Here is a 19,197-nt window from a genome sequence, read left to right on the forward strand (position 1 = left end):
GAGAGGCTTAGCAGCAAAAATCGTGCTACAGAAACAAAACCTTAATCAAAACTATAAAAATCTGTCACTTAACTGCTTCACGATTGCTCACACATCAGCCCAAGTTATTAACCAATTCATTAGTAAATGGGTAAGTCATAAATAACGAATAATAAAGTCAGCCAACAGGAAGCAGTCCCGATGAGCAAGGAAACATTTGATAGCACTCGTTTTAACAAGAGTAACAACAAGCCTTTCGAAGAAGTTCTAGATGCGAACCTTTCAAGAAGAAACGTTCTGAAAGGCGGTCTTGGCATCAGTGCAATGACCGCCTTTGGCGCATTTGGTTTAGCGGGTCATAGCACGGCTAACGCTACGACAATGCAAGCAACGGGCGCGCACAAAAGCACCGCAACACTTGCCTTCGAATCGGTTAAAGGCTCTTTGACAGACAGTGTCGTTGTACCAAAAGGCTATACAGCACAAGTATTGGTTCCTTGGGGTACCCCACTAAACAAGCAAGGCAAGGCTTGGTTAAAAGATGGAACCAACAATGCACAAGATCAAGCGAACTCACTGGGCATGCACCACGACGGCATGCACTTCTTCCCGCTTGATGGCAACAGTAACGACGGCTTGTTGGTGATCAACCACGAATACATCGACCAAAAAGCACTGCACGCTAATGGCCCAACATACAATGAAGGCAACCGCCCTAGCCTTGATGAAGTACGCAAAGAAATCAACGCGCACGGCGTGAGTGTGGTTCGTGTAAAACTGGATGGCAACCAGTGGGTGATGGTGGATAACGATCCACTGAACCGCCGCTACACGGGCGCGACCGTAATGGATCTCTCTGGCCCTGTTGCTCACAGTGAGTTTACTAAAACCAAATTCTCACAAGACGGCAGCCAAGCTCGCGGCACGCTGAACAACTGTGGTAATGGCTACACACCTTGGGGCACTTTCCTAACATGTGAAGAGAACTGGCCGGGTTATTTTGTTAATAAAGGCGAGACAACGCCAGCACAAGAACGTATTGGCATCGCAACCGACAAAACACGTTACGGTTGGGACACGCTTTCTGGCAACCAACAAGAACGCTTAGACGAGTTCGCGCGCTTTGACGTAACACCAAGCGCTGATTCGCCGATTGATGACTACCGTAACGAAGCAAATGGTCACGGCTACATTGTTGAAATCGACCCATACACAGCAAACTCTCGTGCTAAGAAACGTTCAGCATTGGGTTGTTTCCGTCATGAAGGCTGTACGTTTGGCAAACTTACTGAAGGTGAGCCTATCGTGTTCTATTCTGGCCACGACTCTCGTTTTGAATACCTGTACAAATTCGTTTCTGAAGAGAAATGGGACCCGCGTGACGCTGAGCCAAGTAACCGTCTAAGTGCGGGTGACAAGTACATGGACAAAGGCACACTGTATGTGGCTAAGTTCAACGATGATGGTTCAGGCACTTGGTTACCACTGACTCTGAGCAGTAAGACCACAAACGGCGGTAAGCTAGGCGATTCATTTGACTCTCAAGCAGCGCTTATCATCAATACAGCAGGCGCAGCCGACCTTGTAGGCGCAACACCAATGGATCGCCCTGAATGGTGCTCTGTTGACCCAATGACGGGGACGGCTTACCTTACGCTGACTAATAACAACAAGCGTAAAGAAGCGAACTCTGCGAACCCTCGCGTAGACAACAAGTTCGGTCATGTTATTCGTTGGGATGAAGGCAAGACAGCAGGCGAGTTCGATTGGGATATCTTTGTCTTCGGTTCTCCAGCAGTGGATGACAAGTCTATTAACCGCTCAGGTCTAACTGACATGAACCAATTCGCGAGCCCTGACGGCTTAGCGTTCGATGCTCGTGGCATTCTCTGGATTCAGACGGATAACGGCGCAGACGAAGTTACTGGCTACACCAATGACCAAATGCTGGCAGTGGTTCCATCTCAGCTAACGGATGACAACGGCAACAGCGCGGTAATTGATGCAAACAACCAAGCACAACTTAAACGCTTCTTTGTTGGTCCAAACGGTTGTGAAGTAACAGGCTTTACCATCAGCCCAGATTTCAAATCGCTATTTGTAAACATTCAACACCCTGCAAACTGGCCATCGTCAGAAGATGCGACCGCACAGACTCAAGGCAATGTTCGCCCAAGAGCATCTACCGTTGTGATTCGTCGTGAAGACGGCGGTGAAATCGCGGTTTAATAAGCAAATCTAGCTAAGATCAGCAACCTTACTGTTATCTAGTTTCTGTTCGCTAGCTAGTAAAATCAAAAAAGAGCGATAAGGCCAAATGCCCTATCGCTCTTTTTTAAATCCTATACGATCTTTGATTCAACTAATGATCTGCGACTTTGCAAACTGCTCTTCACCCCAAACCAAATCACGCACCGTCATCCTCGAGAAGGAGGAACGACTGAGTCGGGATCTCTAATCGTTATCGTTGATCGCAATACCGTTAATCACAATTAACTCACGAACAACCAAACACCAACGCCCATCATCAACGTACCTGCAATACGGTTCATTAACTTAACGTTATCGGCTTTGCCCAGCATATGCTTTAAGCTCTTTCCGCCTGTCGCGTATAAGGTCATGCAAACAAACTCAGAAACCAGAATAATCGACACTAAAATCAACAACTGCGGCGCTAAGTCTTTATTGCTGTTAATAAAGGGAGGCAGCAGAGAAATCATAAACGCCCAGCCTTTTGGGTTCGCAATTGCAGTGACAAAACCTTGAACCACCAAGTCCCAATCATTGCTGACTTTTGTTGTTTGGTTGTCAGTGCTGATCGCCAGTTTGCCTCTCGAACGCCACATCTGAACGCCTAAATAGAACAAGTAAGCTGCACCAACAAATTTGAAGCCTGTAAAAAGCCACGGGTAGTTCAACATAATAGATGCAATACCCAATACCGCAGCAATAGAAACCACCGCAACACCAGCCAATTCACCGATCATCATCCATAATGTACGTTTGTATCCAACACTCATTCCAAGTGTCAACGCCAAAGTCATACACATACCGGGCGTGATTGACACGAAGAAAAACGTGGGAATAAAAGCCCAAAGTAGTGCGCTATCCATATTATTACCTTACTGGCTTATTTTTATTTAGTGGCTTTTGCTTCTTGATCGGACTTGAAATGAAGCGATGTTGAAACGAAGTCGTGATGACAATAACCAATATTACGAACAATACAAACAAAAAGAGCCACATAACAGTGGCTCTTTTTAGTCACCAACCGTAATTACTTACGACGGTTTTTAATTCGCTTCATCATAGTCAAACGACGTTCAGCGCTTGCTTGATCTTGAGGCTCTTCGTTCGCGTTGTTCTTACGACCTTGGCGGTTTTTGTAAGCCGATTTAGTGTTCAGCTTCTCGATGTAAGCATCACGTTTCTTCGGTTCATAACCCGGTTGTTCAACACGGCGAATACGTTGTTGAATCAGTTTTTCGACTTGAACAACAGTCAGCTCTTCTTCGCGGTTAACAAAAGAGATTGCATGACCTTGTTTACCAGCACGACCTGTACGACCAATACGGTGAACGTAATCTTCCGCTAGGAAAGGCATGTCATAGTTAATTACGTGTGGTAAGTCTTCGATATCAAGACCACGTGCCGCAACGTCGGTTGCAACCATTACGCGCGCTCTGCCTTCTTTGAAGTCATCCAACGCACGACGACGAGCACTTTGCGCTTTATCACCGTGACAAAGTACCGCTTTAATGCCGTCAAGCTTGAGCTCTTTAACTACATCGTTTGCTGTTTCTTTGTAGTTCACGAACACAAGCACTTGGCGCCAGTTTTTACGACCGATCAGCTCAGAAAGTAGCTCTGTTTTACGCTCTTGATCAACTGGATACACCACGTGACCAACAGTTGCAGCCGTTGAGTTTTCACGCTCAACACTGATACGTTTTGGTTTACGCAGAATATCAACAGACAGTTGGTTTAGCTGAGTAGAAGTCGTTGCAGAGAACATCATGATTTGCGGTGATGTTTCTACATCTAGCATGATCTTACGAACGGCATTGATAAAGCCCATATCAAGGATACGGTCAGCTTCATCAAATACTAGAAATTCTAGGTTTGCGATAGACACGTTACCCGCTTCTAAGTGTTCTTCTAAACGGCCAGGTGTTGCAACCAAAATATCCACACCCAGCTCTAATTGACGAACTTGTGAAGACATTTTGTTACCACCGTAAACCGCTGAAACGCTTAGTTCAGTGTATTTAACGTAGTCTTTAATGTTTTGAGCGATCTGCGCAGCTAGCTCTCGAGTTGGAGCAAGAATAAGGCCGCGAGCCGTTCCTCTAGACGCCTTTTTGCCGCTGTTCAAAAGGTGTTGGATAACAGGCAATGAAAATGCCGCTGTTTTACCCGTACCGGTTTGAGCAGTAGCAAAAATATCATGGCCTTTACGAGCCATTGGAATCGCTTTTTGTTGAATTGGAGTGAGTTTTTCATAACCACACTCAGTCAACGCTTTGACTAATTCAGGAGCAAAACCTTGAGAGGAAAATGACATTGTTACGGGTTCCTTAAGCAGACAGCCTACATTCTTATTTCAGCCGAGCACTATAAAGTAATTAGAGTGATTTATCTCACATTTATCGTGATATAACGCAAACTTTCTCATTTAATCTGGTGTTTACCCCACCTTCAACGAAGTAAACACCGAGATCATCAGTTCAAACAGCAAAAACAGGGCTATTTGATGCCACACAGCTTGAGTAGAATCTGCTCGAGATCGCTCCACGGCATGAGCTGCGAGTCAATCACTTCAAGACGAGACTCAAAGCCGTCCAGTGTAATTTCATTCACAGATACAACTTGATTCGCCACGTTGAACGCGTAGCAACCTTGGTCAGTATTTACCACGGCTTTCACGCGCTCAGCCGTTAGCTCCGATAACATAGAGAATAGCGCATCGAAGTCGAACTTATGCTCTGCACCAAACAACCAACCACAACTAAAATAACCCTGCCCTTTATTCTCTTTACGGATGAAAGCTTCACCGGGAGGAAGTTGGAATTGAGGCTCTTGCTCAGCGTGATCGTGATGATGCGCTTCAATATGAGAGGAAGCACTGCCGTATACTCTTTCAATGTCCAACACTTCCAATGGCACTTCACCATCGTGAATTAGCTTATGGAAGACTTTTGCTGGCGTTTGATCCGTCACCCAATCATTGAACACATCGATGTCTTCAGAATGAACAAGGTCAACCTTAGTACCAAGAATCACATCAGCACTGTCCAGTTGATCATTGAAGTTCTGATTAGACGTATATTTCTCAATCGACAGATTTCTTGGGTCAACCAAACCTAGCGTCGCTTTTAGGTCAACGTAAGGTGTGTATTGCTCTGAAGTTAACGTCGCAATAACCTGCTTTGGATGACCAAGCCCTGTAGGTTCAATCAATAAACGGTCCGGCTTCTGGCGTAGTAAAGCATTAATACCCACTGACATAGGCACACCAGCGGTACAGCACATGCAGCCACCCGGTACTTCTTTAATCAAAGCACCTTGATCTGTCATCAATGCGCCATCGATGCCAATTTCCCCGAACTCATTAACCAGAACAGCCCAGTTTTCATTCTCAGGTTTATTTTTGAGCAGGTTCAAAATAGCTGTCGTTTTGCCAACACCCAAGAAACCCGTAATTATGTTTGTAGGAACTTTTTTGGTCATATCAGTTCTCCTTTTTTTAGGAGTATATACACAATCACGGAGAAATTGACCCCAATCGCTTGTTTATACGGAGAATGATTTAGGCCAGAAGTTGTATGAGTGTCACTAGAAAGGGGGGAACTATGAAAAAGGAATACTCCAGACGAACTAAAGGCGTACTTACTCAGTACGCCTCACCCTCGTTACTCAATCGTGAGTTCGCGAATCAGGAAGCCTTAAATATCGACCTGAACATTTAACGAGGAACTAAAACTTTATTCTGAATCCATCCAAATTGTGTGTAAAACCTCACTTCTCCTTGCGGTTCGTTATGTTGCTTTACGATTTAACTATGGTTCATTTTTGGGGATATTCAAGCCGCCACCAGAGAATCGATCAAAATTGTGACGGCGATTCAACTATTGTCCATAGATTCCATTTATGTAACACGTGCATTCCATAAATGAAATTCAACTTTTCATCTTTGTTGCTATAGGATATGTAGAGGAAGCGTATAATTTACGGTGAACCCGCCTCAACCCATTCAGGAGCCTTATCTCAATGACCAGAAGAGAGAAAATTAAGCAATCCTTATTAGCCAAAATGCCAAGGGATGCTATTAATCAATTTCTCTCAAGAGATAAGACACCCGCTTCCGTTCTCTTTCTTTCTTGTATTGTAGGTGTACTTGCTGGCGTGGTGGGTACCTATTTCGAAGTCGCTGTTCATTTCATCACCGAAACTCGTACCGATTGGCTTAAAGATGAAATCGGTAGCTATTTACCTCTTTGGCTCGCCGCTTTCTTGATCAGTGCTGCATTTGCCTTTATTGGTTACTTCCTTGTTCACCGTTTCGCTCCAGAGGCTGCAGGCTCAGGCATCCCTGAAATTGAAGGGGCGATGGACGGTATGCGCCCTGTTCGATGGTGGAGAGTATTGCCAGTAAAATTCTTTGGCGGTATGGGCGCATTAGGTTCTGGTATGGTTTTAGGCCGTGAAGGACCAACCGTTCAAATGGGCGGCAGTATTGGCCGCATGGTCACCGATATCTTTCGAGTCAAAGATGACGACGCCCGACATTCACTATTGGCTTCGGGTGCCGCAGGTGGTTTGGCCGCGGCATTCAACGCACCACTCGCCGGAATCATGTTTGTAGTCGAGGAGATGAGACCACAGTTTCGCTACTCACTCATTTCAATCAAAGCCGTCATCATCTCGGCGGTTTCAGCCAATATTGTATTTCGTTCGATCAATGGCCAATCTGCCGTTATCACAATGCCTCAATACCAACCGCCTGAACTGGATGCTCTGTGGTTATTCTTGTTGTTAGGCGTATTGTTCGGCCTGTTTGGTGTGATTTTCAATAAGCTGATTACACTTTCGCAAGACCTGTTTGTGGCAATACACAAGAATGATCGTAAACGCTACTTAATGACAGGCTCCCTGTTGGGCGGTTGCTTTGGCTTATTGCTGCTCTATATACCGGAGTTGACTGGCGGTGGTATTGGTATCATCCCGAACATCACTAATGGCAACTACAGCGCAAACGTGCTGCTGTTAATCTTCTTAGGCCGAGCGATCACTACCCTGCTTTGTTTCGGCTCTGGTGCACCGGGTGGTATCTTTGCACCAATGCTTGCTCTAGGAACGCTCTTTGGTTACGCGTTTGGGCTTATTGCGGCGGCATTCTTTCCTGAACTGAATATTGAACCGGGTATGTTTGCAATTGCTGGCATGGGAGCCTTGTTTGCCGCCACCGTGCGAGCGCCTATCACAGGAATCCTACTGGTTATTGAAATGACCAATAACTACTACCTTATCCTGCCATTGATCATCACTTGCTTAGGTGCGGTAATCATTGCTCAGATGCTTGGTGGTCAGCCAATTTACAGCCAACTATTGAACCGTACACTTAAAAACGAGAAGTTAAGACAACAAGACCTCCCTCAGCAAGAGGAAGTTCGTTAATTACAAATGACTCATGAAACAAAAGCACACATTCAACGTGCTTAATGTCCCGATTCCGCATCAAAATCAAAAAAGCAAACGTTAAACTTGGTATCATCCACTCAAAATTAGTTGAATGCCCTCAACATCTATTGATGGCACAACTACACGCTCTAACTAGAGCAAAAAATCTATTACTCACTGATATTCTATAAGCACCCACAAGCTATAAATAACTAAGTTGGAGCAAGTCGTTGAACTGGAGAAGATTAACCCAAGTAAAAAATGTGCCGCCCTCTCAGGCGTCTTTAGCACTTGGTGTAATTGGATTAGGGCAAGCTTGGGCATTATACCTCCCTGGGGTTGGTGAGATCATTCGCCCTTACCTTGCTGCTTTCGGTGCGCTGTTATTACTGCCTGTTTTACTCCGTTATCTCACCAGCTTTAATACCTTCATTAATGATATTCGCCATCCGCTAAGTGGAAGCTTAATGGCGCCGATGAGCATGGCGTTATTGATTCTGTGTGACTATCTAGCCGAGATATCTCCAATAATCGCCTATCCCGTCTGGTTCTGCGCGTTGTTGTTGCATTTTACCATGATGGTGTTGTTCTTTAGTTTCCAGATCCTCAATTTCAAAATGTCGAACATTGTGCCGAGTTGGTTCCTGTATCCCGTGGGGTTAATCAGCAGTTCCTTAGCAGGTACACAGTTTGGACACACCGTTTTTTCAGAGACACTGGCGGCCACTTGTATCGGTATCTATTTCCTAATGCTGCCAGTGGTGTTGTACCGCTTGGTATTCGAAGGAAACCTGCCACGTCGAGCAAGACCAACACTCGCAATCATGGCGGCTCCGGTTAACTTATCTTTAGCCGCTTACTTGGTGAACTTCGACAACCCAGATCCGATTCTGACAGGAGCATTGGCTGGCATTGCTATCACCATGACTCTATTGATTTACTTATGTTACATCCGTCTAATGCGTCTTAAGTTCCAACCTTCGATTGCAGCCGTCACCTTCCCGTCCGTGATCAGCGCCATTGCGATGCACCGCTTAACCACATTTTTCGGTGCTGAATACCCACAATGGTATTGGCTGCATAAATTCGGCTTCTTTGAATTAACCATCGCGACCATCCTAGTGATTTGGGTGGCAGGCGGTTATGTGAAAATGTACTGGCCTGAGTTTTTTGATTCTGATTACATGTCCAAAAAGGTTAAGCGTTCTTAAAACGAACACCAGAAGATCTTACCCTGATCACCCCCTACTCCAATCTCCAATCTCCAATTGTCTCTCGCTGGACAAACCAAACGAAAAAAGGCCTCACAATGTGAGGCCTTTGAATAGGCAAGGTGTCAATAGTTCAGGCGAGTGTTAATAGAACTAGCGATAGCTATTAGAAATTAGCGTGAGGGCCAAAGACTTCGTAGTGTACGCGTGAGCGATCTACTTTAAGTGCGTCTAACTGCTCTACGATGTTTTTCATGAAACCAACAGGGCCACAGATATAGAAATCACTCTCTTCAAAGCCTTTAGTATCGGAGATAGACGCTAGATCCATTTGACCTTCATGTGTGTTCTCACACGCAGACTCGCCTTTGTTCATGTACCACGTTTTCGCTTCCCAACCTTTATCGGCAACAATATCTTTAACGCGAGTCGTGAAAGAGTGTTGACCTACGTTTTCACAAGCGTGAAGGTACAGTACAGCTTCGTTTTTCTGCTGGTTGTTTAAGAACTCAAGCATTGATTGCATTGGTGTTACACCCACACCTGCAGAGATAAGCGTTACTGGCTTGCTACGCTCTTGATACATGAAGTCACCCGCTGGGGCATATAGGCTAACTTCATCACCGACAGCAACAGTATCGTGCATGTGATTAGATACTACGCCTTGAGTTTCTTGACCTTGGCCTTCACGTTTCACAGAAATTCGGTACTGCTTGCCGTTTGGCTTGTCTGATAGTGAGTATTGACGGATCTCGCTGTACTGAGCACCTTCAGGTTTCACTTCGATACCAATATATTGTCCTGGCGTATAATCCAGAACGTCACCGCCATCTTTTGGTTGTAGGATGAAGCTTGTTACTAATGCTGATTCTTCAATTTTATCTGCAATTACGAATGCACGTGCAGCTTCCCAACCACCAACAGCTTGCTTGCGCTGTAGGTAAAGTTCAGCTTCACGGTCGATGAATACTTGCGCTAAGAATAGGTAAGCCGCAGTCCACGCTTCTTCTACTTCTGGGGTGAATGCATCAGCAGCTAATTCACGCAGTGTTTCAATTAGGTGAAGACCAACGATTTGGTAATGGTCTGGTTGAATATTAAAGCTTGTGTGTTTCTGTGCAATACGCTCAACCGCTGAGGTTAACGCTGCTAGATTTTCGATGTTCTTTGCATAAGCTGCGATAGCTTCAAACAGTGCAACACCTTGGCGACCTGTTCTTTGGTGAGTCATATTGAAGATATCTTTCAACTCAGGGTTATGTGTAAACATACGTTGATAGAAGTGTTGAGTTAAAGCAGGGCCTGCGCTTTCTAAAAGAGGAATCGTCGATTTGATGATGTTGATATGTAGATTGTTTAGCATTGATTTACTCCGAACACTTAGTCTTTTGACCTTTCATGTCAAATTGACTAATTTATTTAAAGATGACTTTATATTAATTCTTTCTCAATGAGCTCTTTGGCTACTATTTTTGTGAGAATCACGTGGACTGATAAATTCGCATTAATTGATTCAAATCAATGATGGGTCAGATATTCAGTCATATAGACAACACGCAATGGACACACTGCACAAACGGTGCCAACATGCGAAAGATTGTTGTGCCTAGCATTCCTTCAAAAACCCTCTTCAAACTTTAGTCAAAAAGACCTTTTTTTTATGTCATAAAGACTCTACCATGTATAAAAATACAAACAGTATGAGCCCTTTATGCAAGATATCTCAGCATCCACTCTCATGGAAATGACCATTGGTTTAGCCAGCGGTGTGAACGATCAAGACCGTTTCAATCGCTTAATCGATGCCATTCGTAAAACCATAACGTGTGATTGTGTCGCACTTTTAAGCCTTCAAGGCGACACGCTAGTACCCATCGCAATGCAAGGGCTCAGTCGAGATACATTCGGTCGCCGCTTTATTATTTCAGAACATCCACGTTTTGATGCGATTTGTGCATCGCGTTCTCCAGTTCGTTTTGATGCGGATAGCTCATTGCCTGATCCTTTCGATGGCTTACTGATCGACCACGACGGCGATTTGCCTATGCATGCCTGTATGGGTTTGCCTCTTCTTTTTGGTGACAAATTGTTAGGGGTACTAACCCTCGACAGCCTAAAACCTGATGTCTTCGCGAATATTCCTGCTCGGAACCTAGAAGTTCTCGCTGCTATTGCTGCCTCTACGATGCAAATGGCGATGACTTTCTCGCAACTTGAACATCAAGCAAAACAGTCAAAGCAATTACTGGAAGAGCTGAATGTTGAAGCGTGGGAACGTGACGGCGGCGAATTGATTGGTAATAGTGACACCATGGTCGCGCTTAAAAACGATATCGCGGTTGTCGCACCCTCTGAATTTAATATTCTGATTCATGGTGATACAGGTGTTGGTAAAGAGCTCGTTGCTCGAACCCTGCATCACCAATCGCAGCGTAAACGTAACCCACTCGTCTATGTCAACTGTGCAGCTATTCCTGAGAACTTGGTAGAGAGTGAACTATTTGGTCACGTTCGTGGCGCGTTTACTGGTGCAGACAAAAACCGCTTAGGTAAGTTTGCTCTAGCCGATGGCGGCACGCTATTCTTAGATGAAATTGGTGAATTGCCTTTAGCAGCACAAAGTAAGCTATTGCGTGCACTGCAAAACAACGAAATCCAACCTGTAGGCCAAGACAACATTCAAACTATTGATGTTCGTGTTTTAGCTGCAACCAACCGAGACTTAAAGCAAGAAGTTGAAGACGGTCGATTCAGAGCCGATTTATACCACCGATTGAGTGTGTACCCTATCGCAGTGCCAGCTCTGAAAGACCGAGGTGACGACATCAGCTTGCTAGCAGGCTTCTTCCTAGAACAGGCACGTCGTAAACTTGGTATCAACCAAGTTAAATTCCGCTCTGATGTACTGGTATTTTTAAACCGTTACGGTTGGCCAGGTAACGTACGTGAGCTTGAGCACGTGATTAGCCGCTCAGCACTAAAAGCATTAGCTCGTAGCACCAACAAAAACCTCGTGACAATCACTAAAGAAGATTGTGGCCCACTCGACCAAGATCAGCCTATAGCGACGACACAGGTAAAAAACACACCTTTATCAACACCAACGATCGACCTATCTGCAGGTTTACGTGGCGCTACCGATGATTTTCAACGCAGCATCATCACTGAGGTGTTGGAAGATGCCAACTTTAACTGGGCGCAAGCAGGGCGAGTTCTGAAAACAGACCGAGCAAACCTGACTCGACTGTCCAAACGTTTAGGGCTAAATGTGGCGAAGTCTCACACGATCGAACGGACAAAATAGATATTAGCGGTTTGTTGCGAGCATCTGACAAAACTTGTGTATATAATGCTGCAAATTGTAACGCTAATTTTAAATATGTAGAGAGAGTTATGAAGTTTATCCGTTGGTTTTTAGGTCGCGTCATCTTGTTGTTGAATTTTGTTTTCAGCCCACGCGGTGTGAAGCGTTCTCAAGAAGAACAAAGCAAAGTGAACGAGCAGGCAAAAATGCACACGTTGTACCAATTCGAGGCATGTCCATTTTGTGTAAAAGTACGACGCTCGATGAAACGTCAGTCTGTTCAGTTTGAACTTCGTGATGCAAAAAACAACGAACAACACCGTGCAGAGCTTGAAGCTGGCGGCGGTCGTGTGAAAGTGCCTTGTCTACGTATCGAGAAAGACGGTAAAACTGAGTGGATGTACGAATCTTCAGATATCGTATCTTACTTAGAAAATCAGTTCGCATAAGCGGAAAAAGCAACACAAGCAAAATACAAAAAATCCCTCTTCATGAGGGATTTTTTTATGTCTGTAATCGATACGCTCTTTCGATTCAAAGAATCAAGCTTCTCGCATCTATTTCGCCACAATCAGCATCAACTCTACACGGCGGTTACAGGCTTTACCTTGTACTGAAGCGTTGTTACACGCGGGAACGTACTCACCGAAACCGCGGGTGTAAATAGCACGACTCGAAACATAGTTACTTTCTAAGCGAGCTTTCACTTCTTTTGCGCGCTGTTCAGAGAGCGGATCATTAACACGATCACTGCCTGTATTATCCGTGTGCCCTTCAATGACGACATCAATGTCTTGGCGTCGAGAAAGATAGCTGCCTAACGTGTCCAACCAATTGTTGTAAGCGGGTTCAGGAGATGTCGAACCTGTTTTAAAGTTCACATGCTGTACAAGCTTTACCATCACATGGTTGCCAGGTAAAACTTCAAAATCGATACGGTTTTGTCTTAAAAAGACTTCCAGTGGATCATTGGTCGAAACGCCACGTCCGTAGTTAGTGGTAATAGTTCCTTGCTGATGAGTGGTTTGAACCACCCCCCATTCAGGGTACATAATGTCGTAATCAGTTTTCGGTGCAGTTTGTAACATATCCTCACCGAATAACCCCGTTGGTAACGTAGTTTCGCACCCAGCCAAAGCTATGCTTAACATTATCGCTAAATATCTCATTACTTCACCAACCACTTATGCAGATAAACCATTCACTAATGTCTATATCGGCACTGAGAGAAAAACTTTAGACAAAAACTTTATACGAAAAGAAAGCACGTCCCAAAAAAGTGTTTTTGATCACAGTTAACCGTCAACTCGCCTGTCATCGCCCGCCCGTTCCAACTGTTTGCATTTATTTACCTTATAATTGTTTTCCAATTCGTACTAAATAGTTAGAATCTCACGACTTCTCAACGCTAGAGCAAACATTATGTTTAAACCATTTACTAAATTCATCACAGCACTTGCTGCCGTACTGATTATCGCGGGTTGTAGTGAAACAGACGAGCCACAGAAAGGCGTTCAATACGAAGCGCTGCCTACTGCTCTAACTGAATTTAACCTGTCTCCGATCACTGAAATCTTCTCTCTAAATTGTGGTCACTGCCGTCAAATGGAAAGTGCAATTCCAGAGATCGAATCTCTAACAGACCAAACTATTGGCAAGATGCACGTTACGTTCAATGAAAGTGCTCAAATCAGCGCAATGATCTACTACACAGCAGTAATGCAACTTGATGCGACACCTGACCACGCGTTCATGGACGACCTATTTGCTGCGGTTCAAATGGGTGCAGATGCGACTCCTGAACAACGTCAACAAGCTCTAGAGACTGCGTTCACTTCTCGTGGTCTGGTTAGCCCATACCAACTGAACAAAGAACAGCAAGTCGCTCTATTTGACTACGTAAAGAAAGCTGAAGAGATCTCAGTAAAAGGTCAAATCAACTCAGTACCAACATTTATCATCAACGGTAAATACCAAGTACTCACAGCAGGTCACCAAGATGTTCAAGGTATCGCAAAAACGATCAACTACCTTTTGACTCAGCCGTAACGGCTTTTCTCTATAAAAAATCAACAATAAATAGGTTTTACTATGTCTAAATTTATCATCCCGGTCATTGTCTTTATTTTGGCTGGCTTCATGATCTACCGCACTTGGATGAACCATAAATCTGGCGAAGAAAATATCGAACAAGGCCAACAATTCCTTATCGAAAACGGCGCTAAAAAAGGGGTTGTTACGACTGAAAGTGGTCTTCAATACCTAGTTCTTGAAGAAGGTACTGGTACAGAGCACCCAACTAAGAACAGCAAAGTAACGGTTCATTACCACGGTACACTTATCGACGGCACTGTTTTCGACAGCTCTGTTGATCGTGGTGAGCCAATCTCATTTGCTCTTAAACAAGTGATAAAAGGCTGGCAAGAAGGTTTGACTTACATGGTCGAAGGCCAAAAAGTTCGCCTGTTTATCCCAAGCCAATTGGCTTACGGTAAAGGTGGTTCAGGCCCTATCCCACCATCAGCAACTTTGATTTTTGATGTTGAGTTAATCTCTATCAAATAATTGAAGATACTGATTTAAGCCCTAACATACGAGCTATGTTGGGGCTTTTTTATATGTGACCGTTTGAATAATTGAATAATTGAATAGTTGAAGCCACTTTTGTAACGACGGAATATACCTCAAAAAGCCGAAGACTAGACGACTGGTCTAATTTAACTTATAGTAAGCCCATGAACGATAAAACGAACGACACACGCCTGCATGTTTTAGATGTTGGCTACCAATTAATAGTGAACAACGGCTTTAACGGCGTTGGCTTATCGCAATTGCTTAAAGAAGCGGATGTTCCAAAAGGATCGTTTTACCACTACTTTAAATCTAAAGAGCAATTTGGCGAGGCTCTGATCCAGCACTATTTTGGGACCTACATCAGCAGAGTTGAAACTATTTTGGTTCATGGTGAAGGCAACCATTACCAGAGAATTATCAGTTATTTCACTCGATGGTCACAGATTGAAAACGGTACTTGTAACGCTCATAAATGCTTAGTCGTTAAGCTCAGCGCCGAAGTTTCTGATCTTTCTGATCCTATGCGCCAAGCGCTATTGAAAGGTGCTGAGAAAGTGACGCATACCATCGAGCAGTGCATTGTCGGTGGTATTGATGATGGCTCGATAAAGGTTGAAGAGAGCCAAGAAACCGCTCAAAATCTATATTCTATGTGGTTAGGCGCAAGCTTATTAAGCAAACTAAGCCAGAGTTCACGTAGCTTAGAATCAGCTTTAAACCTAACCCAACAGATTTTAAAAGGTAAAAACTAACCACGTAGTGTGTTTAGTCTTTACTAACGACAGATAACCCGCCCTCTTATCATTTGATGACGGCGGGATTTTTAGACAACAAAACTAGACGACTGGTCTAATTCTAAATAAACATAATATAAAATTAAGGATACCCAATGACTCAACAAGACAACCGCCGCATCGTATTGGCTTCTCGCCCAGTAGGCGCACCGACTCAAGATAACTTCCGTTTGGAGACAGTAGCCGCACCAACAATTAAAGACGGCGAGATGTTACTTCGCTCAGTTTACCTTTCTCTAGACCCGTACATGCGTGGCCGAATGAGCGATGCTAAATCTTACGCAAACCCTGTTGCGATTGATGAAGTGATGGTCGGTGCAACCGTGTGTCAGGTTGAAGAGTCAAACAATAGCGATTTTGAAGTTGGCGAATGGGTACTGGCTTACACCGGTTGGCAAGATCTTGGTGTGTCTGATGGTGAAGGCCTAATCAAACTAGGTAAAGAGCCAACACACCCTTCTTACGCACTAGGCATCATGGGTATGCCAGGCTTTACTGCGTACATGGGCTTACTTGATATCGGCCAACCTAAAGAAGGCGACACTCTAGTCGTTGCGGCTGCAACAGGTGCAGTAGGCGCAACCGTTGGCCAAATCGGAAAATTAAAAGGCTGTCGTGTCATTGGCGTTGCTGGTGGTCAAGAGAAATGTCAGTACGCGAAAGAAGTGCTTGGTTTTGATGAATGTATCGACCACAAAGCCGACGACTTCGCGGAGCAACTGGCTAAAGCATGTAGCAACGGCATCGACGTTTATTTTGAAAACGTTGGCGGCAAGGTGTTCGATGCGGTAATGCCGTTGCTTAACACTGGTGCTCGCATTCCTGTTTGTGGCCTTATTTCACAATACAATGCGACATCACTTCCTGAAGGCCCAGATCGCATGTCTAGCCTTATGGGCACTCTTTTGGTCAAGCGTATTAAGATGCAAGGTTTCATTATCTTTGATGATTACGCACACCGTTACAATGAGTTTGCTGTTCAAATGACAGAATGGTTGTCTCAAGGCAAGATGCATTACCGTGAGCACCTAGTTGAAGGCCTAGACGAGGCGCCACAAGCATTCATGGGTCTATTGGAAGGCCAAAACTTCGGTAAGCTTGTTATCAAAACAAACGAAGCTAAATAAATTCAAAAACTGAACCAGTTAACTAGGTAAAATCATGATTACTTTGCATCACCTAAACAAATCTCGCTCAAAACGCATCATCTGGCTATTGGAAGAGCTTGGAGTAGATTACCAAATCAAACCATACCAACGAGACAGTGTAACGTTTCTAGCGCCACCAGAATTGAAGGCCGTTCATCCTCTTGGTAAATCTCCGGTTATTGATGACGATGGCGTCGTGATCAGCGAATCTGGTGCTATCACCGAGTACCTAATCGACAAATACGGTCAAGGTAAGTTCGCACCAGTGCGCGGCACCGCTGACTACGTGGAATACTCACAGTGGCTTCACTTCGCTGAAAGCTCTGGTATTCTGCCAATGCTACTTAAAATCTTTGTGATGAAAGACGGTTGCGAGACTAATTTCCTTGGCGGCTACGCTGATGATGAAAACCAAAAGATCCTAACCTTTGTCAACGAAGCGCTTGAAGGTAAAACTTACCTTGTTGCTGATACTCTGACGGGTGCCGATTTCATGATGTCGTTCATCGTAGAAATCGTGGGTAACTTCGGTGCCACTGCGCTCTACCCTAACATTGCTAAATACGGTGATCTTTTAACGAGCCACCCTGCTTACCAAAAAGCCGAGCAACTAGAGCTAGAACACTCGAACTGATCGAGTTTCAATCAAGCTCGGACGCGCTTCGGATAAGCACAAGCAACTAAATGAAGCCAAAGCCGATTTATCTTTCGCTTTGGCTTCTCATTTGCCTTCATTTCGACAACAATACCGAACTCTAACTGAACAGCCATAGAGTTTGATCTTCATGTCAGCAAACCTTGCTCAATACACACCACTGCACCTAAAAAACGACAATACGAATGTAGACTTACCGCTACCGACTCGTTTTACGTTTCCGTACTACTACACACCACATCCAACGTGTGAGTTTGCCATGCAGCAACTTCAGCAGTCGTTACTCGACTGCGGTGTGAATGAAACATCGCAAGGCAACCTCTACGCCGTGCTTCTTGTTCAGAACCCAACTACACAAGAGCTAGGTTACCTTTCTGCGTTTTCAGGTTTGCAGTTATATCCGTCTTTGGCCTCTCAGTTAAACAACATTAACTTTGTTCCATCAGCCTTCGATTCAGAACAGTTTCAATCTCACAACAGTGCAAACCTTGCTCGCCAATCGCAACTAGCGGATGACATTGAAAAACTACAACAGTCGCACAACCTAGACGCATTATTGGCTGAATTTGAAGAGTTAAAAATCGAATCAGCACAAGCTATCGAAGCCTTTCAATTAGCCATGGCAGCAAACAAATCTCAGCGTAACGAACTCAGAGAACAAGCCAATCAAGAAAAGGCATTGGGGAATCTAGAGTCAGCAGCGAATTTGCTCAAACAACTGGGCAATCAAAGCAGCCAAGAGAAACGCGACTTAAAAGCACTTAGAATCGAGTTGAAACAAAAGATCGCAGAACGCCAGTCGCAAGTTGATGCTATCGAAAGCGAACTCACGAGCCGCAAGCAAGAGTACCAAGCGATCTCAGCCGAATTAGAAGCGCAACGGTTGTCTCATTATCGCTTTAACAACCAAGCTCTCGAATCAAAGAACCTGCTTGAATTGTTAGATGGCAAAGACGCTCTTGAAGGCTCTGGCGACTGCTGCCTACCTAAGCTGCTTAATTTTGCTTTTGAACACGGCTTTCAGCCATTAGCATTGTCTGAGTTTTGGTGGGGATTGCCTCCAACGGCTGTCATTCGCCAGCACGCAAACCTGTACCCGGTTTGCCAAAGTAAAAGCTTCGAGATCCTCGACCACCAGTTAAACGGCATCGAATTAGAAGAGAACCCGCTTATCGTGAACCCTGCGGTTGGTAAGTCGTTTGATATTGTCTATGAAGATGACGAGATCGTGGTGGTGAATAAACCCGAGGAGTTCTTGTCGGTTCCTGGTAAGTTTATCGAAGACTCTGTTTATACCCGTATTAAAGCGCGTTATCCCGATGCAACAGGCCCTTTGATTATCCATCGATTGGACATGTCGACGTCAGGCTTATTGATCTTGGCGCTGACCGCAGAGTCCAATAAACACATCCAGAAGCAGTTCATTGATAGAACCGTAGAGAAACGATATACAGCTCTGTTAGATGGTGAAATCGACGGCAAATCTGGCGATATCAGCTTGCCCTTGCGCGGCGACATAACAGACAGACCAAGACAATTGGTTTGCCATGAACATGGACGTAATGCTGAAACTCATTGGGAAGCGGTCAGCACCAACAATGGCAAAACCAAGGTTCACTTGTACCCTAAAACAGGACGAACCCACCAGCTGCGCGTACACTGTGCTCACCCGTCAGGCCTTGGTGTACCGATTCGTGGTGACGACTTATACGGATACAAACGTGAGCGTTTACACCTTCACGCTGGCTACTTAAAACTGATTCACCCAACAACCGGTGAATGGCTCGAGTTTGAAGTGCCTTCTGAGTTCTAAACCGTTTCCATTTGGTAGGGCTTCGTGCCCTACTCTTAT

General features: G+C 44.7%; 16 protein-coding genes. 11 read left to right on the forward strand and 5 right to left on the reverse strand.

All coding sequences use genetic code 11. The features are described 5' to 3' along the window. Positions 1-180 precede the first annotated feature (180 nt). Complete coding sequence (locus tag ACED59_RS15800) at positions 181-2,208, forward strand: PhoX family phosphatase (RefSeq protein ID WP_017097494.1); 2,028 nt, start codon at positions 181-183, stop codon at positions 2,206-2,208. Positions 2,209-2,471: 263 nt separating this feature from the next. On the opposite strand, the gene ACED59_RS15805 is transcribed toward ACED59_RS15800, so the two are convergent. From ACED59_RS15805 to ACED59_RS15815, 3 genes are all read right to left on the reverse strand, one after another. Then, positions 2,472-3,092: a LysE family translocator gene (locus ACED59_RS15805; RefSeq protein WP_004731394.1), complete on the reverse strand. Its 621-nt coding sequence runs from the start codon at positions 3,090-3,092 to the stop codon at positions 2,472-2,474. A 164-nt stretch (positions 3,093-3,256) separates the two neighbouring features. After that, positions 3,257-4,543 carry a DEAD/DEAH box helicase gene (locus tag ACED59_RS15810; RefSeq protein ID WP_012600498.1) on the reverse strand — a complete coding sequence of 429 codons (1,287 nt, stop codon included), beginning with the start codon at positions 4,541-4,543 and terminating at the stop codon, positions 3,257-3,259. A gap of 182 nt (positions 4,544-4,725) precedes the next feature. After that, complete coding sequence (locus tag ACED59_RS15815) at positions 4,726-5,709, reverse strand: GTP-binding protein (protein WP_017097495.1); 984 nt, start codon at positions 5,707-5,709, stop codon at positions 4,726-4,728. Between the two features lie 540 nt (positions 5,710-6,249). Here ACED59_RS15815 and clcA point away from each other — a divergent pair. After that, positions 6,250-7,656: a H(+)/Cl(-) exchange transporter ClcA gene (gene clcA / locus ACED59_RS15820; protein ID WP_017097496.1), complete on the forward strand. Its 1,407-nt coding sequence runs from the start codon at positions 6,250-6,252 to the stop codon at positions 7,654-7,656. A gap of 233 nt (positions 7,657-7,889) precedes the next feature. Continuing rightward, positions 7,890-8,870, forward strand: a complete 981-nt coding sequence (locus ACED59_RS15825) for a TDT family transporter (RefSeq protein ID WP_017097497.1) — start codon at positions 7,890-7,892, stop codon at positions 8,868-8,870. A 166-nt stretch (positions 8,871-9,036) separates the two neighbouring features. On the opposite strand, the gene hmpA is transcribed toward ACED59_RS15825, so the two are convergent. Further along, entirely contained in the window at positions 9,037-10,233 is a 1,197-nt protein-coding gene (hmpA, locus tag ACED59_RS15830; RefSeq protein ID WP_017097498.1) for an NO-inducible flavohemoprotein, read from the reverse strand. A gap of 348 nt (positions 10,234-10,581) precedes the next feature. Here hmpA and norR point away from each other — a divergent pair, with 348 nt between their 5' ends. Continuing rightward, a complete protein-coding gene (gene norR, locus ACED59_RS15835) occupies positions 10,582-12,174 on the forward strand; it encodes a nitric oxide reductase transcriptional regulator NorR (RefSeq protein WP_009845485.1) in 1,593 nt (530 codons plus the stop codon). A gap of 89 nt (positions 12,175-12,263) precedes the next feature. Next, positions 12,264-12,623, forward strand: coding sequence for a glutaredoxin (locus ACED59_RS15840; protein WP_029223881.1), 360 nt, complete (start codon positions 12,264-12,266; stop codon positions 12,621-12,623). 108 nt (positions 12,624-12,731) lie between these two features. Here ACED59_RS15840 and ACED59_RS15845 read toward each other — a convergent pair whose 3' ends face one another. Next, a complete protein-coding gene (locus ACED59_RS15845) occupies positions 12,732-13,325 on the reverse strand; it encodes an OmpA family protein (RefSeq protein WP_032499738.1) in 594 nt (197 codons plus the stop codon). Between the two features lie 271 nt (positions 13,326-13,596). Between ACED59_RS15845 and ACED59_RS15850 the strand changes: the two genes are divergently transcribed. The 6 genes from ACED59_RS15850 (at position 13,597) to ACED59_RS15875 (ending at position 19,158) form a co-directional block, all read left to right on the forward strand. Further along, positions 13,597-14,223 carry a thiol:disulfide interchange protein DsbA/DsbL gene (locus ACED59_RS15850; protein WP_017097500.1) on the forward strand — a complete coding sequence of 209 codons (627 nt, stop codon included), beginning with the start codon at positions 13,597-13,599 and terminating at the stop codon, positions 14,221-14,223. Between the two features lie 42 nt (positions 14,224-14,265). After that, entirely contained in the window at positions 14,266-14,739 is a 474-nt protein-coding gene (locus ACED59_RS15855) for an FKBP-type peptidyl-prolyl cis-trans isomerase (protein ID WP_017097501.1), read from the forward strand. A gap of 170 nt (positions 14,740-14,909) precedes the next feature. Continuing rightward, a complete protein-coding gene (locus ACED59_RS15860) occupies positions 14,910-15,500 on the forward strand; it encodes a TetR/AcrR family transcriptional regulator (RefSeq protein ID WP_017097502.1) in 591 nt (196 codons plus the stop codon). 137 nt (positions 15,501-15,637) lie between these two features. Further along, complete coding sequence (locus tag ACED59_RS15865; protein WP_017097503.1) at positions 15,638-16,669, forward strand: NADP-dependent oxidoreductase; 1,032 nt, start codon at positions 15,638-15,640, stop codon at positions 16,667-16,669. Positions 16,670-16,703: 34 nt separating this feature from the next. Continuing rightward, positions 16,704-17,324 carry a glutathione S-transferase family protein gene (locus ACED59_RS15870; protein ID WP_017097504.1) on the forward strand — a complete coding sequence of 207 codons (621 nt, stop codon included), beginning with the start codon at positions 16,704-16,706 and terminating at the stop codon, positions 17,322-17,324. A gap of 151 nt (positions 17,325-17,475) precedes the next feature. Further along, on the forward strand, positions 17,476-19,158 hold the full coding sequence (locus ACED59_RS15875) for an RluA family pseudouridine synthase (RefSeq protein ID WP_032499740.1): 1,683 nt from the start codon (positions 17,476-17,478) through the stop codon (positions 19,156-19,158). Positions 19,159-19,197: the final 39 nt, after the last annotated feature.

It is taken from the genome of Vibrio sp. FF266 (genome assembly GCF_041439695.1).
In the GTDB taxonomy this organism is placed as follows: Bacteria; Pseudomonadota; Gammaproteobacteria; order Enterobacterales; family Vibrionaceae; genus Vibrio; species Vibrio tasmaniensis_A.